Annotated in this window: 18 protein-coding genes and 1 pseudogene; 2 read left to right on the forward strand and 17 right to left on the reverse strand. The window is 59.2% G+C overall.

What is annotated here, in order from left to right; all coding sequences use genetic code 11:
* Positions 1-19 precede the first annotated feature (19 nt).
* From HWQ56_RS28665 to HWQ56_RS28720, 12 genes and pseudogenes are all read right to left on the reverse strand, one after another.
* Positions 20-556 (reverse strand): F0F1 ATP synthase subunit delta, encoded by a 537-nt coding sequence (locus HWQ56_RS28665; protein ID WP_158152986.1) that lies wholly within the window; start codon positions 554-556, stop codon positions 20-22.
* A gap of 12 nt (positions 557-568) precedes the next feature.
* A complete protein-coding gene (locus tag HWQ56_RS28670; protein WP_158152987.1) occupies positions 569-1,039 on the reverse strand; it encodes a F0F1 ATP synthase subunit B in 471 nt (156 codons plus the stop codon).
* 54 nt (positions 1,040-1,093) lie between these two features.
* Entirely contained in the window at positions 1,094-1,351 is a 258-nt protein-coding gene (gene atpE / locus HWQ56_RS28675) for a F0F1 ATP synthase subunit C (protein WP_002555987.1), read from the reverse strand.
* A 147-nt stretch (positions 1,352-1,498) separates the two neighbouring features.
* Positions 1,499-2,368, reverse strand: coding sequence for a F0F1 ATP synthase subunit A (gene atpB, locus HWQ56_RS28680; protein WP_158152988.1), 870 nt, complete (start codon positions 2,366-2,368; stop codon positions 1,499-1,501).
* A 16-nt stretch (positions 2,369-2,384) separates the two neighbouring features.
* A complete protein-coding gene (locus HWQ56_RS28685) occupies positions 2,385-2,792 on the reverse strand; it encodes a F0F1 ATP synthase subunit I (RefSeq protein WP_008367085.1) in 408 nt (135 codons plus the stop codon).
* 148 nt (positions 2,793-2,940) lie between these two features.
* A complete protein-coding gene (locus tag HWQ56_RS28690) occupies positions 2,941-3,813 on the reverse strand; it encodes a ParB/RepB/Spo0J family partition protein (protein ID WP_158152989.1) in 873 nt (290 codons plus the stop codon).
* Between the two features lie 9 nt (positions 3,814-3,822).
* On the reverse strand, positions 3,823-4,611 hold the full coding sequence (locus HWQ56_RS28695; RefSeq protein ID WP_158152990.1) for a ParA family protein: 789 nt from the start codon (positions 4,609-4,611) through the stop codon (positions 3,823-3,825).
* A gap of 18 nt (positions 4,612-4,629) precedes the next feature.
* Complete coding sequence (gene rsmG / locus HWQ56_RS28700; protein ID WP_176572501.1) at positions 4,630-5,268, reverse strand: 16S rRNA (guanine(527)-N(7))-methyltransferase RsmG; 639 nt, start codon at positions 5,266-5,268, stop codon at positions 4,630-4,632.
* 5 nt (positions 5,269-5,273) lie between these two features.
* Positions 5,274-7,166 (reverse strand): tRNA uridine-5-carboxymethylaminomethyl(34) synthesis enzyme MnmG, encoded by a 1,893-nt coding sequence (gene mnmG, locus HWQ56_RS28705; RefSeq protein WP_176572307.1) that lies wholly within the window; start codon positions 7,164-7,166, stop codon positions 5,274-5,276.
* Between the two features lie 471 nt (positions 7,167-7,637).
* A complete protein-coding gene (gene msrA / locus HWQ56_RS28710; RefSeq protein ID WP_158152993.1) occupies positions 7,638-8,318 on the reverse strand; it encodes a peptide-methionine (S)-S-oxide reductase MsrA in 681 nt (226 codons plus the stop codon).
* A 95-nt stretch (positions 8,319-8,413) separates the two neighbouring features.
* Positions 8,414-8,677 (reverse strand): pentapeptide MXKDX repeat protein, encoded by a 264-nt coding sequence (locus HWQ56_RS28715; RefSeq protein ID WP_176572308.1) that lies wholly within the window; start codon positions 8,675-8,677, stop codon positions 8,414-8,416.
* Positions 8,678-8,746: 69 nt separating this feature from the next.
* Positions 8,747-8,907, reverse strand: a pseudogene (locus HWQ56_RS28720) (cytochrome b/b6 domain-containing protein); the annotation flags it as partial.
* A 144-nt stretch (positions 8,908-9,051) separates the two neighbouring features.
* Between HWQ56_RS28720 and HWQ56_RS28725 the strand changes: the two are divergent.
* Positions 9,052-9,780, forward strand: coding sequence for a response regulator transcription factor (locus HWQ56_RS28725; RefSeq protein WP_158152995.1), 729 nt, complete (start codon positions 9,052-9,054; stop codon positions 9,778-9,780).
* Complete coding sequence (locus HWQ56_RS28730; protein ID WP_176572309.1) at positions 9,777-11,237, forward strand: sensor histidine kinase; 1,461 nt, start codon at positions 9,777-9,779, stop codon at positions 11,235-11,237. The genes HWQ56_RS28725 and HWQ56_RS28730 overlap by 4 nt, the downstream gene beginning before the upstream one ends.
* Before the next feature lie 3 nt (positions 11,238-11,240).
* Here HWQ56_RS28730 and mnmE read toward each other — a convergent pair whose 3' ends face one another.
* From mnmE to rpmH, 5 genes are all read right to left on the reverse strand, one after another.
* Positions 11,241-12,611, reverse strand: a complete 1,371-nt coding sequence (mnmE, locus tag HWQ56_RS28735; protein ID WP_158152997.1) for a tRNA uridine-5-carboxymethylaminomethyl(34) synthesis GTPase MnmE — start codon at positions 12,609-12,611, stop codon at positions 11,241-11,243.
* Between the two features lie 82 nt (positions 12,612-12,693).
* The gene (gene yidC, locus HWQ56_RS28740) at positions 12,694-14,379 is read right to left on the reverse strand and encodes a membrane protein insertase YidC (protein WP_158152998.1); all 1,686 of its coding nucleotides are present in this window, start codon (positions 14,377-14,379) and stop codon (positions 12,694-12,696) included.
* 2 nt (positions 14,380-14,381) lie between these two features.
* On the reverse strand, positions 14,382-14,627 hold the full coding sequence (gene yidD / locus HWQ56_RS28745) for a membrane protein insertion efficiency factor YidD (protein WP_158152999.1): 246 nt from the start codon (positions 14,625-14,627) through the stop codon (positions 14,382-14,384).
* A complete protein-coding gene (rnpA, locus tag HWQ56_RS28750; protein WP_199267043.1) occupies positions 14,620-15,021 on the reverse strand; it encodes a ribonuclease P protein component in 402 nt (133 codons plus the stop codon). The genes yidD and rnpA overlap by 8 nt, the downstream gene beginning before the upstream one ends.
* A 16-nt stretch (positions 15,022-15,037) precedes the next feature.
* Positions 15,038-15,172, reverse strand: coding sequence for a 50S ribosomal protein L34 (rpmH, locus tag HWQ56_RS28755; protein ID WP_003213577.1), 135 nt, complete (start codon positions 15,170-15,172; stop codon positions 15,038-15,040).
* Positions 15,173-15,735: the final 563 nt, after the last annotated feature.

Below are 15,735 nucleotides of genomic sequence, written 5' to 3' on the forward strand. Positions count from 1 at the left end.
CTCTGCTGCCCCTTCAAACTCAAGATTTCAATGCTTCGGCCAGCTGCGCGAGTTTGCCACGCACTGAACCATCGATTACCAGGTCGCCAGCGCGAATGACGACGCCCCCGATGAGGGAGGCATCTTGCGCGGCGTGCAGTCGCACTTCTCGGCCGAGCCGTGCACTGAGAACCTTGGCGAGTTTGTCTTGCTGTTCGTCGTTCAATGCAAATGCACTGGTTACTTCCACGTCTACGGATTTCTCTTGCTCGGCCTTGTACAGGTCGAACAGAGCCGCGATCTCCGGCAACAGCAGGAGACGGTCGTTTTCCGCGACAACATGAATGAAATTCTGTGCCTGGCTATCAAACTTTTCACCGCACACTTCAATGAAAGTGGCGGCCTTTTGTGCGCTCGTCAGTCGCGGGGCCTTGAGCAGGCGCTGCATGGTGTCGTCTTCCGACACCGCAGCAGCCAGGCCGAGCATGGCTGACCAATTGGCCAGTTGCTGGTGGGCCTGGGCATGCTCGAAGGCTGCCTTAGCGTAAGGTCGGGCCAACGTGGTCAGTTCTGCCATGATCGCCCTCGCTTAGATTTCTGCAGCCAGTTTGTTAACCAGCTCCGCGTGCGCGTTTTGATCGATTGTGGCGCCCAGGATCTTCTCGGCACCGCCTACGGCCAGAGCACCCACTTGGGCACGCAGCGCGTCTTTGACACCGTTCAGTTCCTGCTCGATCTCGGCCTGAGCCTGAGCCTTCACGCGTTCAGCTTCGACACGGGCCTGTTCACGGGCCTCGTCGACGATCTGAGCGCCGCGTTTCTTGGCTTGCTCAATGATTTCGGCTGCCTGAGCTTTAGCATCGCGCAGTTGCTGACCCGCTTTGTCTTGGGCCAGCTCCAGGTCGCGAGCTGCTCGTTGTGCAGCGTCCAGTCCATCCGCGATCTTCTTCTGACGTTCTTGCAAAGCCGCGATGACCGGAGGCCACACGAACTTCATGCAAAACAGTACAAAAATGAAGAACGCAACGGACTGGCCAATCAGGGTTGCATTAATGTTCACGCCAACACCTCGCTCGTTCTTTGTTCACACCAATCAGCTCGAAGGTTCGAGAGATTAGCCAGCGAGTTGACCAACGAAGGGGTTCGCGAAGGTGAAGAACAGAGCGATACCAACACCGATCATGGTTACGGCGTCGAGCAGACCGGCAACGATGAACATTTTAACTTGCAGCATTGGAACCATTTCTGGCTGGCGAGCTGCGCCTTCCAGGAATTTGCCGCCCAGCAGGCCGAAGCCGATAGCAGTACCCAGTGCGCCCAGGCCGATCAGCAGAGCAACAGCGATAGCGGTTAGACCAACTACAGTTTCCATCTTTCCTCCCGACTTTTACGTCGTATTGGTTAGGTTTTCTTAGATTAAAGCGGTAAAACAAATCGTTTTTGCAGCAGCCCCGGCAGACTCCCCCCAAGGGCACCCTCCCACCGAAGCGGGAGGGTCATCAGACACGCCAGGCGGGTCTTAATGGTTCTCTTCGTGCGCCATCGACAGGTAGACGATGGTCAGCATCATGAAGATAAAGGCCTGCAGGGTGATGATCAGGATGTGGAACACAGCCCACGCCCATTGCAGGACAACACCCAGACCGCTCAGCCACAGCAGGCCACTGCCGAACATCACGGCGATCAGGATGAACACCAGTTCGCCAGCGTACATGTTGCCGAACAGTCGCAGAGCCAGAGAGATTGGCTTGGCGATCAGTGTCACGAATTCCAGCAGGAAGTTGACCGGGATCAGAACGATCTGAACCAGCATGTTCTTGCTGCTGAACGGGTGCAGGGTCAGTTCGCCGATGAAGCCGCCCAGGCCCTTGATCTTGATGCTGTAGAAAATGATCAGTGCAAACACCGAGAAAGCCATGCCCAGCGTGGCGTTCGGGTCGGTGGTGGACACTGCGCGGAACGGGATCTCGTGGTCGCCGGTGACCAGGGCCGCCAGGTGGGGAATCCAGTCGACCGGTACCAGGTCGATGGCGTTCATCAGGAACACCCAGGCGAAAATGGTCAGGGCCAGGGGGGCGATCACGGCGCTACGGCCGTGGAAGCTGTCCTTGACGCTGCCGTCGACGAACTCTACCAGCACTTCAACGAAGTTCTGCAGGGCGCCAGGCTGGCCCGAAGTCGCCTTTTTCGCCGCCATGCGGAAAATCAGGACGAAAATCAGGCCCAGGGCCACCGACCAGCCGAGGGTATCGACGTGGAAAGCCCAAAAGCCCATTTCCTTGGCTTGTGCTGCGGAGTGGGCAAAGCCCCAGCCGCCGTCTGGTAGTTGACCGAAGGTCAAGTTCTGCAAGTGGTGCTGGATATAGCCCGAAGCGGTTTCTGCTGCCATGGTTGCCTCAAACGCCCTAAGGTCTCGAAAGTCTTGTTTTCATCAGCAGGGGTGCGAACCAGCTGACCAGCTGGGTCAGCACGAAGACACCGAATACTGCCAACGGCGCCAATGGTTTCACTCCTGCAAACGTCAGCGCGAACAGCACTGCCGTCAGAATCAATTTGCCTGCCTCGCCGGCGTAGAACGACCGGACGATGGCTTGCGCGGCTCGGGCTCCGGTAAACCGGAAAGCCTTGTGAGCGAAATACAAATTCGGCAACCAGGCAATCAGCCCTCCAAGGAGGCCTGAATATCCACTGACTGCCCCGCGCCACTGCCACAACGCCAAGGCTGCCAACAGAAACACGACACATTGAGCCAGCAATACCGGAAAAACCGCCAAGCGATGGAACGGCAGGCGGTTTGGCGTGCGGGTTTCCATCACAAATTGCTCCTCGTGAGTCGGCGCGCCAAAATCAATGACTTGGCATAATTTGTGCCGACAAAATGCGCGCAGAGTATAGGGGCGGTTAAGCCCCTATTCAACTGCCGGGTAGTGATTTCCGACTGCGCGCTACAAAAGGAGTGTTTCAGCGAATGTGAGCAAGGACACCTTGAAGCTCGTCCAGGGAGTTGTAACGGATGACCAACTGCCCCTTGCCCTTCTGCCCGTGACGAATCTGTACATCAGAGCCTAGACGCTCTGCCAGGCGCTGCTCGAGCCGGGTAATGTCCGGATCGGGCTTGGCCGCTTCAACCGGTTCCGGCTTGCCTGCCAACCACTGGCGAACCAGTGCTTCGGTCTGGCGCACGGTGAGGCCGCGTGCGACAACATGTCGCGCCCCTTCCACCTGCTGTTCGTCCGGCAAACCGAGCAAAGCACGAGCGTGACCCATTTCCAGGTCGCCATGGGCGAGCATGGTCTTGATCACTTCCGGTAGCGAAATCAGACGCAGCAGGTTGGCCACGGTGACCCGCGATTTGCCAACGGCATCAGCGACCTGTTGCTGGGTCAACTGAAACTCATGCTGCAGGCGCTGCAGGGCAATGGCTTCCTCGACCGGGTTCAGGTCTTCACGCTGAATGTTCTCGATCAGCGCCATGGCGATGGCCGCTTCATCGGGCACATCGCGAACCATGGCCGGGATGGTTTCCATGCCGGCCTGCTGGCTGGCGCGCCAGCGGCGCTCACCGGCGATGATCTCGAACCGGTTGTTGCCGATCGGGCGTACCACGATGGGTTGCATCACACCCTGGCTCTTGATCGAGTGGGCGAGCTCTTCCAGCGCTTGCGGGTCCATGTCCCGGCGTGGCTGGTACTTGCCACGCTGGATCACGTCCAGGGGCAGGTGCTGCAGTTCGCTCTGGTCGACCTTGACAGCCTGTTCTTCCAGCGCACTGACGGTTGGCCCGCTTAGCAGGGCATCCAGTCCACGTCCGAGACCTCGTTTCTTCACGGCCATGTGGATTCCTTAAGCTTTTTCAGCGCGAGTTTGACGGCGCTGGCGGCGAACCATCTCGCCCGCCAGGGCCAGGTAGGCCAGTGCGCCGCGCGATTGTTTGTCGTAGGCCAGGGCCGGCATGCCGAAGCTTGGCGCCTCGGCCAGGCGCACGTTGCGCGGGATGACGGTGTCGTACAACTGGTCGCCGAAGTGTTCCTTGAGCTGCGCGGAGACATCGTTGATCAGGCTCAGGCGCGGGTCGTACATGGTCCGCAGCAGGCCCTCGATCTTGAGTTCCGGGTTCAGCAGCTCGGCGATGCGCTTGATGTTATCCACAAGGTCGCTGAGGCCTTCCAGGGCGAAGTACTCGCACTGCATGGGGATGATCACCCCATCGGACGCCACCAGGGCGTTGAGGGTCAGCATGGACAGCGACGGCGGGCAGTCGATCAGGATGTAGTCGTAACTCTCGCGGATCGGCGCCAGCGCGGTACGCAGGCGGCTCTCCTTCATCTGCATTTCCAGCAGCACCACTTCGGCGGCGGTGAGGTCACGGTTGGCCGGCAGCAGCTGGTAGCCGCCGTGTTCGGAGAAGTGCATGGCCTGGGACAGGTCGCACTCGCCGATCAACAGGTCGTAGACCGAGTTTTCCAGGCCGTGCTTATCCACACCGCTACCCATGGTGGCGTTGCCCTGTGGGTCGAGGTCGATCAGCAGCACGCGGCGCTTGGTCGCCACCAGCGATGCTGCGAGGTTGATGCAGGTGGTGGTTTTGCCCACACCACCTTTCTGGTTCGCGATCGCGAATACCTTAGCCATTATTGCGTGTGTTCCCAATCATGCCGTGCGGCGCAGTATCAGCAGATGACGTTGGCCTTGGCAACCCGGTACGGTCAAGGCCTGTGCGCTTTCGAGGTGAAAATCTGCCGGTAATGCTACCAGTTCATCAGCAGGATGCAGCCCTTTCATTGCCAACCAGCGTGTATTCGTGTCACCGAGGTGGCGCGTCCAGTTGCTGAAGTCCTCCAAGCTGCTGAATGCTCGCGAGATGATCCCGTTGAACGGCAGCTCTGGCTGGAAGGCCTCGACTCGGCTGTGGATAACTTGCAGGTTGTCCAGCTTCAGTTCCAGTTTGACCTGGGTGATAAAGCGGGTCTTCTTGCCGTTACTGTCCAGGCAGGTGATTTTCTTTTCCGGAAACAGGATCGCCAGCGGCACGCCAGGCATGCCTCCACCGCTGCCCACGTCCAGCCAGCGCTCGCCTTCACCGATGTGGGCGATCACGCTGAGGCTGTCCAGCAGGTGGCGCGAAACCATCTCGTCAGGGTTGCGCACGGCAGTCAGGTTGTAGGCCTTGTTCCACTTTATCAACAGGGCCAGGTAGGCCAGCAGCTGATCGTGCTGGGCCTGGGTCAGTTCGACCCCCAGTTCCCGTGCCCCTTGGGCCAGTTCCTGGGAGTGGTGCGGGGTGACCATAGAACTCAAGCGCTTTGCTCCAACTCACGGCCTGCGCCGCGTTTTTTCAAATGAATCATCAGCAGCGAGATAGCCGCCGGGGTCACGCCGGGGATGCGCGAAGCCTGGCCCAGCGTCTCGGGGCGCGTGGCCCCCAGCTTGCCCTGGATCTCCTTGGACAACCCGGAGATGGCCGCGTAGTCGATATCCACAGGCAGACGAGTGTTTTCGCTGGCCCGCAGCCGAGCGATCTCGTCCTGCTGACGGTCGATGTAGCCGGCATACTTGGCCTTGATCTCGACCTGTTCGGCCACCTGGGGGTCGAGGGCACCTTCGCCGGTCACCTCGATCAGGCCGTTGTAGTCGATTTCCGGTCGGGTCAGCAGGCTCATCAGGTTGTATTCATGGCCCAGTGGCGTGCCGAATTTCTCGGCGATGGCATCACCGCGCTCGGTCCCCGGGCGTACCCAGGTGCTTTTCAGCCGTTGCTCTTCCAGCTCGATGGCTTCGCGCTTGGCGCAGAACGCCGCCCAGCGGGCGTCATCGACCAGGCCCAGTTCGCGGCCTTTCTCGGTCAGGCGCAGGTCAGCGTTGTCTTCACGCAGGATCAGCCGGTATTCGGCGCGCGACGTGAACATGCGGTACGGCTCCTGGGTACCCAGGGTGATCAGGTCGTCGACCAGCACACCGATGTAGGCCTCGTCACGGCGCGGGCACCAGGCATCACGGCCCTGTGCGCGCAAAGCGGCGTTGGTACCGGCCAACAGGCCTTGGGCACCGGCTTCTTCGTAACCGGTGGTGCCGTTGATCTGGCCCGCGAAGAACAGGCCACCGATGACCTTGGTTTCCAGGCTGTACTTCAGGTCACGCGGGTCGAAGTAATCGTATTCGATGGCGTAGCCGGGGCGAACGATGTGGGCATTCTCCATGCCGCGGATCGACCGCACGATCTGCAGCTGCACATCGAACGGCAGCGAGGTAGAAATGCCGTTGGGGTACAGCTCATGGGTGGTCAGGCCTTCCGGCTCGATGAACACCTGGTGGCTTTCCTTGTCGGCGAAGCGGTGGATCTTGTCTTCGATCGACGGGCAATAGCGCGGGCCTACACCTTCGATGACACCCGAGTACATGGGTGAGCGATCGAGGTTGGCGGCGATGATCTCGTGGGTACGGGCGTTGGTATGGGTAATCCAGCAACTGACCTGGCGGGGATGCAGTTCCTTGTTGCCCATGAACGACATGACCGGGATCGGGGTATCGCCGGGTTGCTCGGTCATTACCGAGAAATCCACCGATCGGCCATCGATACGCGGGGGCGTGCCGGTTTTCAAGCGGCCGACGCGCAGCGGGAACTCGCGGAGTCGACGCGCCAGCGCCGTAGAGGGCGGATCCCCTGCACGGCCACCCGAGTAATTCTCCAGGCCGATGTGGATAAGTCCGGCCAGGAAGGTGCCCGCGGTCAGTACCACGGAATCGGCGAAGAAACGCAAACCCATTTGCGTGACCACGCCGCGTACCTGGTCCTGCTCGACGATGAGGTCGTCGCACGACTGCTGGAATATCCACAGGTTGGGCTGGTTTTCCAGAATCTCGCGTACCGCAGCCTTGTAGAGGATGCGGTCTGCCTGGGCACGCGTGGCGCGAACGGCCGGGCCCTTGCGGTTGTTCAACACACGGAACTGGATGCCACCCTTATCGGTAGCCAACGCCATGGCGCCGCCCAGTGCATCGATCTCTTTGACCAGGTGGCTTTTACCGATGCCACCGATGGCCGGGTTGCAGCTCATCTGCCCGAGGGTTTCCACGTTGTGGGTCAGCAGCAGGGTTTTTGCGCCCATGCGCGCTGACGCAAGCGCAGCCTCGGTTCCGGCATGGCCGCCGCCGATGACGATCACTTCAAAACGGGAAGGGAAATCCACCACGCACCTCGTGCCTGTTCATTGATGGGTAATTGGGATAGCTCACCAGTATAGGGACTTACCCCCCCCTAAAGGAACCTTTTGCACAAAATTTAACCAGCTGTGGATGAACGGCAGAAATAGAAATAGAGAAAGAAATTTATAAAAGCTTTGTTTTTATGTTTATTCTTATGCACACCACTATCTGTGGATAAAACGCTACACCCCTTTATTTCCGTACTGTACAGAGAAATTGAACCCTGTGATCATCTGAGTCGGAGACCCTTGGATAACCGGATTTAACCTGTGGATGAAACTGGCTGTTATCCACAGGGGAGTTTACCTACCCCTTTCGAGCCTGCTTATCACCAGACCTGAGGCGTGGTTTTCCACAGGGCTTATTGCACCGGTGTTGAGAAGTTTTCACGCCAGCGGCCACGAAAAAGCCGCCCGGAGGCGGCCTTGAAATGATCCACAGACGGATAAGCAGGGTTACTGGCTGACCAGCACGGGGTCATCGCGGTAGCGGTTGGGGAAGAACTTGGCCAGGTTCGCGATCTTCGGCTGGTCGTTGATCACGATGTAGAGGCTGTGAGGGTTCTGAAACAGGTAATCCTGGTGGTATCCCTCCGCAGGATAGAAGCCGTTCAGGTTTTCCACAGTGGTCGCCAGTGGTCTGGAGAAGACATGGGCCGCATCCAGCTGTTTGATATAGGCCTGCGCGATCTGTTGTTGCTCAGTGTCGCCGGCAAACACGGTTGAACGGTACTGGGTGCCCGTGTCAGGCCCCTGGCGGTTGAGTTCAGTAGGGTCGTGGGCCACTGAGAAGTAGATCTGCAGTAGTTGCCCGTAGGTGATCTGCGTGGGGTCGAACGTCACTTGGACCGACTCGGCGTGGCCGGTATCGCCGTTACCGACTTCCTCGTAATGCGCGGTACGCTCCAGCCCGCCGGCGTAACCTGAAACCGCCCGTGTCACGCCCTTCACGTGCTCGAAGACTCCCTGCACGCCCCAGAAACAACCACCGGCGAACACGGCCGTCTCGCTGTGGACAACTTTTGTACTCTCATCGAGCTTGGGTGCCGGTACAACTACCGCAGGTTCTGAAGCCCCTGCACAGGCCGCTGTGGACAATATGCCGATAGCCAGCAGTGAACGGAATAGCGAATGCATGAGCACTCTCCTGCAGAACTTATTCACACCACAAGCCTTGCCTGAATCCGCGACAGGCATTCACAACCACGCGGACTCGCTGAAGGGCTATGGGCTCATTGATCCTTTTTCATGGTGTCCTGAGACATGCTGTCCTTCTTCATGGTCCCCTTCTGCATGCTCTCGCCTTTCATGGCGCCCTTGGACGTGGTGGTGTCCTTTTTCATGGTCGTGTCCTTCTTCATCGTGTCCTTGGACATGGAACCACCAGACATGCTGCCGTTGCCCATTGAGTCATTGCCCATGGTATCGGCGGCATACGCGGCGGCGGTGCCCAAAGCCAGACACAGGGACAGGACGATTGTGGATACTTTTTTCATGGTGTTACTCCTTCACGCGTGGGTTTAGCCTGCACGACGGGGCGCCGTGCGGTGGATAAACACTGGGTTTGTCACAGCCTGTGGAAAAGAAAAACCGAACAGGGCGAAGCGTTATAGATACGCCAGCCGCTGGCGATCATGATCAGTACGGCCAGGGCATTGAGCCAATGGATCAGGCGCAGCCAACCCGGGTGGCTGGCGCTGTCGCTCATGGTTGCTGTGCTGGCCATCGCAGGCTCCGGGTATCAGCGTTCATGGGGCTATTGTTCGGCCCGGCCGATCTCGAAGTCCTCACGCAGACTTAAATTAAATGTGATAACTGCCAGCCAGCTTTTTCGAGACAATGGCGTTCAAGACGCCTGGGGATAACTCATATGGAACGGCCAAAACGCGTGCTCATCGTGGAAGATGATGCCCACATCGCTGACCTGCTGCGCCTGCATCTTCGGGATGAAGGCTATGTGGTGGAGCACGCCGACGACGGTCATCTGGGCGTGCGCATGCTGGAAGATGGCCAGTGGGACGCGCTGGTTCTGGATCTGATGCTGCCTGGCATAGACGGCCTGGAGATCTGCAAGCGTGCACGGGCCATGGCCCGGTACACCCCGATCATCATCACCAGCGCGCGCTCCAGCGAGATGCACCGCATCCTGGGCCTGGAGCTGGGCGCCGATGACTACCTGGCCAAGCCCTTCTCCATGCTGGAGCTGGTGGCCCGGGTGCGGGCGCTGCTGCGCCGCACCGATGCCATGGCTCGCAATGCACGGCTGGAGTCCGGCCTGTTGATAACTCATGGGCTCACCATCGACCCGGTGGCGCGTACTTCCAGTCTGGACGGCAAGCCGGTAGAGCTGACGCCACGGGAGTTCGACCTGCTGTATTTCTTCGCCCGTCACCCCGATCAGGTTTTTTCGCGCATGGACCTGCTCAACGAAGTGTGGGGTTATCAACACGATGGCTACGAGCACACGGTGAATACCCATATCAACCGCCTGCGAACCAAGATCGAAGAGGATCCGGCAGCGCCGCGGCGAATTCTCACGGTGTGGGGGCGCGGTTATAAATTTGCCACCCTGCCAGCGACCCCACAGGCGACCTCATGAGATTTCTTACCCTCAGCCAGCGCCTGTCGCTGGTATTCGCCGCCTTGCTGCTGGCGTGCAGCGGCGTGGCGATCTGGCTGCAGATCAGCGCCAGCACTCGCCACGAGCAGGAAGTGGTGCAGCGCCTGTCCAGCGGGCTTGCCGCTCACATCGCCGGCACGGCCCAGTTGATGGATACCAGCGGCTGGCGGCCGGAAGCGGTCCACGAGCTGTTCGACAAGCTGATGGCGGTCAACCCCTCCGTGGAGCTGTACCTGTTGACCAAGGACGGCAGGATTGTGGGTAACGGCGCGCCCGACAACAATCTGAAGCGGCAGACCGTGGACCTTGCCCCTGTGCATAAGTTTCTGGGCGGTGCGCCGCTGCCGGTATTGGGGCAAGACCCACGCAACCTGGATGTGGATAAAGTATTCAGCGCCGCGCCAGTGCAGGTGGGGGGCCACGATGGCGGCTACGTCTACGTGGTATTGCAGGGGGAAGCCCATGATGCCCTGGCTGCCGCGCTGTCCCGCGACTCAACCCTGCGGGTGGCCCTGTGGATAATGTTGTTCATGGTGGTGCTGAGCCTGATCATGGGCTTGATCGCTTTCCGCCTGATCACTCGGCCGTTGCGCGCCTTGACGCAAACCGTGCGCGAATTCGACGCCAATGGCGACAAAGCAGTGCAATTGCCACCGAGTGCTGTGGATAAAGGTGATGAGATTGGCGTTTTAAGCATTGCGTTCGCCCAGATGCGCCAGCGTATCGCCGAGCAATGGCAGGAATTGACGCGCCAGGACCAGCAGCGCCGTGACTTGGTGGCCAATATTTCCCATGACCTGCGAACCCCCCTGACCTCGCTGCATGGGTATCTGGAAACATTGCGAATCAAAGATGAGAGCCTGAGCCAGGAAGAGCGTCGCCATTATCTGGACGTGGCGCTGGGGCAGAGCAGAAAGGTCGGACGGCTGGCGCAGGAGTTGTTCGAACTGGCGCGGCTGGAATCGGGCCTGGTTCATCCACAGGCTGAAGCCTTCGCATTGCCTGACCTGGTTCAGGATGTACTGCAGAAGTTCGAACTGGCCGCTGAGGCACGGCAGCAGAAACTGGAAGCGGACATGCCCGCCGCCGTCCCGACGGTCACGGCCGACCTGGGCATGATCGAACGGGTACTGACCAACCTGCTGGACAACGCCATACGTCACAATCCGCCGGGCACACGGATCATCGTGCGCCTGCAGGGCCAGGGGACGAAGGTTCAGGTCGAAGTCATCGATACTGGCAAGGGCATTGCCCCGCAGGTGCATGCCGGGCTGTTCACCCGTGCTTCGGCGTTGCGCCGCTCATCGCCAGAAAGCGGCGGGTTGGGATTGATCATTGTGCGGCGGATGCTGCAGTTGCATGGCAGTGATATCCACATCAGCGCAGGGCAGCCTTCAGGGACCATCCTGCTTTTCAGGTTATCCACCGCGACCTGACCGTTACTTCCCGATACAAAAGCTCGAAAAGATTCGTCCAAGCAGGTCATCGGAACTGAATGCGCCGGTGATTTCACCCAGCGCATGCTGGGCCTGGCGCAAATCTTCCGCCAGCAACTCGCCGGCACCTGCCAGCGTCAGTTGATCACGGCCATGTTCCAGTGCCGAGCTCGCATGACGCAGTGCGTCAAGGTGACGGCGGCGGGCGCTGAAGCTGCTTTCTGCCGTCTGTTCATAGCCCATGCACGCCTTCAGGTGGTCGCGCAGCAAGCCCAGACCCTGCCCCTCATCCTTGGCGCTGAGGCTGATAGTTACATGGCCGTCTGCACTGTACTGCATATCCACAGGCTCGCCAGTCAGGTCTGCCTTGTTGCGAATCAACGTAACCTTGGCCATGTCTGGGCGGGATTCGAGGAATTCAGGCCACAGGGCGAACGGATCACTGGCCTCGGGCGCGGTCGCGTCTACCACCAGTAATACTCGGTCAGCTTCCCCGATCGCCTTGAGGGCACGCTCCACGCCGATTTTTTCCACCTGGTCATCGGTGTCGCGCAGGCCGGCGGTATCCACCACATGCAGCGGCATGCCATCGATGTGGATATGTTCACGCAGGATATCTCGGGTTGTTCCCGCGATATCGGTCACGATCGCCGCCTCTCGGCCTGCCAGCAAATTCAGCAGGCTGGACTTGCCAGCGTTCGGCCGGCCGGCGATGACCACGGTCATGCCGTCCCGTAGCAAGGCGCCCTGCCCCGCCTCGCGCATCACTGTGGACAAGTTGCCCCTCACATCATCCAGCATGCTAAGCACATGGCCATCGGCAAGGAAGTCGATTTCCTCTTCCGGGAAATCGATGGCAGCTTCCACGTAGATACGCAGTGCGATCAACTTTTCCGTCAGGTTATCCACACGCCGGGAGAACGCCCCTTGCAGCGAGCGAACAGCATTACGCGCCGCCTGTGCGGAACTGGCCTCGATCAGGTCGGCAATAGCTTCGGCCTGGGCGAGGTCGAGCTTGTCATTGAGAAACGCCCGTTCGCTGAACTCCCCCGGCCGGGCCAGGCGGCATCCCAGTTCCAGACAGCGTTGCAACAACATGTCGAGTACCACCGGGCCGCCATGGCCTTGCAGTTCCAGTACGTCTTCACCGGTGAACGAGTTCGGCCCAGGGAAATAAAGCGCCAGGCCCTCATCGATGACATCCCCGTCGGCACTGCGCATCGGGCCGTAGTGTGCGTAACGTGGGGTCAAAGCGCGGCCGGCGATGGCCTGGGCTGCCGCGCTCGCCAATGGCCCGGAAATACGCACGATGCCTACCCCGCCACGGCCCTGGGCAGTAGCAATGGCGGCAATGGTTTCGCGGGGAACGTTCATGATGCAGGCCTCACATAAAATCGACAGATAGCAAAACGCCCCACGAAGGGGGCGTTTATCCACAGGTTAGATGATCAACCTGTCAGGCGGCAGCTTTCTTGCTTTTCGCCTCGATACCACGGGTGATGTACCACTGTTGCAGAATCGACAGGGTGTTGTTGGTCACCCAGTACATCACCAGACCTGCAGGGAACCACAGGAAGAAGAAGGTGAAGACGATAGGCATCAGCTTCATCACCTTGGCCTGCATCGGATCCGGCGGCGTCGGGTTCAGGCGCTGCTGAATGAACATGGTGGCGCCCATGATGATCGGCAGGATGAAGAACGGGTCCTTGATCGACAAGTCGGTGATCCACAGCAGCCAAGGTGCCTGACGCATCTCGACGCTTTCCAGCAGTACCCAGTACAGCGACAGGAACACCGGCATCTGCACCACGATCGGCAGGCAGCCACCCAGCGGGTTGATCTTCTCTTTCTTGTACAGCTCCATCATCGCTTGGGACAATTTCTGACGGTCATCGCCGAACTGTTCCTTCAGCTGCGCCAGGCGCGGTGCCACAGCACGCATGCGCGCCATCGACTTGTAGCTGGCAGCCGAAAGCGGGAAGAACAGCAGCTTGATCATCAGGGTCAGCACGATGATCGAGAAGCCCCAGTTACCCAGCAGCATGTGGATATGTTTCAGCAGCCAGAAAATCGGCTGGGCGATGAACCACAGAATGCCGTAGTCGACAGTCAGTTCCAGGCCAGGGGCCAGGGTCTTGAGCTTGTCCTGGACCTTGGGGCCTGCATACAGCACGGCGCTGGTCTCTACCTTGGCGCCAGGTGCGGCGGTCAGCGTCGGGCCAGTGAAACCGATGATGTAGTTGCCGGCACTGTCCTTGCGGGTCGACATGGCGTTGTTGTCCGAATGGTTCGGAATCCACGCCGTGACGAAGTAGTGCTGCAGCCAAGCTACCCAACCACCCTGAACGGTCTCCTTCAGGTTGCCCTTGTCGATATCTTTCATCGATATCTTCTTGTAGGGCTCAGCCGGGGTACCCAGGGCGGCGCCCAGGTAAGTCGCGGTACCGGTGGCGGTGCTGGACGATGGGTCGGCGCTGTTGTCACGCTTGAGCTGCGCGAACAGGTTGCCCGACCACGGCGTGGTGCCCTGGTTGTCGATCAGGTAGCTGACCTTCAGGTCGTACTCGCCGCGGTCCAGGGTGAAACGCTTGATGTAGTTGACGCCATTGGACGAAAACTTCAGGTCCACCACCAGTTCGTTCTGGCCGTCGGCCAGCTGATAGCTTTTCTGTTCGCTGCTGTACAGCGGACGGCCAGTGGAACGCGAGTCGGGGCCGTCGGCACCGACCAGGCCGCTTTGTGCCAGGTAGGTACGTTCGCCACCGTTGTCGAACAACTGGAACGGCACGTCAGGGTGGTCCTGGCGGCGTGGGTATTCCGGCAGGGTCAGCTGGGCAACGTCGCCCCCGTTTGGATCGATAGCCAGATCCAGGACATCGGTCTTGATTCGGATCAGGTTCTTGCTGCCGGCATCCGGGGCCAGGGTAGGCGCAGGAGCGTTGGCAGTGGGTGCGCTGGGTACGTCGGCACTTGCTTGAGCATTGTTACCCAACGGGGCTTCGGGCAAGTCCGATGCGCCAGTGCTGGTAGCAACATTCTGAGTCGGCAAGGCAGCCTGACCATAGTCCTGGTTCCATTTCAGGACCATGGAGTAGGACACGACTGCCAGTGCGGCGATCAGGATCGTGCGTTTAATATCCATGATTACTCGGCTATCGAAGAATTACGGGGAGATGGGGCAGGCGGAACCGGGTCTAAACCACCGGCGTGCCATGGGTGACAGCGACCCAGGCGTCGGAGGGTCAGCCAGCCGCCGCGAAGAAGTCCATGGAGTTCTATGGCTTCCAACGCGTAGCAGGAACAGCTGGGGTAAAAACGACAGTGGTTGCCCATCAGCGGGCTGATGGCATAGCGATAAAACTGGATCGGAACGATGGCCAGTTTACGCATCTTGACTGTCTACCCCTACAGTTTCGGCCTTCACCACTGGAGCGGCGCGACTACGAGCAAGTCGCTTCCAGAGCTTGCCAAAATGCTGATGCAATTCCGGGTTTTCTACGTCACCCAAACCTTTACGCGCGACAATGACGATATCCCAGCCGACCAGGATGTCCTGGTGCAGACGGAACGAGTCACGCATCAAGCGTTTGAGTCGGTTGCGCTGAACGGAGAGCTTGACGCTCTTTTTGCCGATCACTAACCCCAGACGAGGGTGATCCAGCTCGTTTTCGCGCGCAAGGAGCAGCAGGTTTTTCCCTGGAACCTTGCCGGTCGGGGAGTCAAAGACCGCTTTGAAGTGTCGGGCTGTCAGAAGACGCTTTTCCCGACTGTAGTCCTGACTCACCCCCAGTGCCGAGTGATCAAACTGCCAGACGCGCACGGCCTTTGGCACGGCGACGCGACAGTACGGCACGGCCGTTCTTGGTGGCCATGCGAGCACGGAAGCCGTGGGTGCGGGCGCGTTTGATGGTGCTGGGTTGGAAAGTACGTTTCATGGCGTGTTACCTGGTTCGTCCACAACGGGCCGGAATGGACCCCGTTTTAAGAGACCGGCGATTCTATTGAAAGCAAGGCCTCAGGTCAATTTCCAACCAGCTTTTCCTTTCCATGGGCATGACCGTCGGTCTGACAGGCCAACCTCGCGGAAAATATAGAAATAGAGAAGGGACTTATTTAAAGCTTTTCTGAAGAACTTATAGATCTTAGGGCCGCACCCTTCTGTGGATAACCGGTTATAGGCCATATTCTACGGGGTTTTCAGAGATCCTTAACCCTGTCGAGAAACGGTGCTGCGGCTGTGCGACGACCTCGGAAAAGCTGTGCATGAAAAGGCGAGTTATGCACAGCCGAGTTATGCACAGATTTCGACCCCCAGTTGTGCAGAACCCTCAGAGGCGGTTATCCACAGAGTTTATTCACAGCACCTTTTATCCTTTTCAGAGGCATAACGCGCTGATTTGCCTCTCTCTGCACCGCACCTACATGTGGATAAGTAGGCGCTTCGCCGGTACAATGGGCGCTGTTTTTGCCTCTCCGGCTTTCAACTCAGGGGATATCC

Source organism: Pseudomonas eucalypticola (assembly GCF_013374995.1).
Taxonomy (GTDB): Bacteria; Pseudomonadota; Gammaproteobacteria; order Pseudomonadales; family Pseudomonadaceae; genus Aquipseudomonas; species Aquipseudomonas eucalypticola.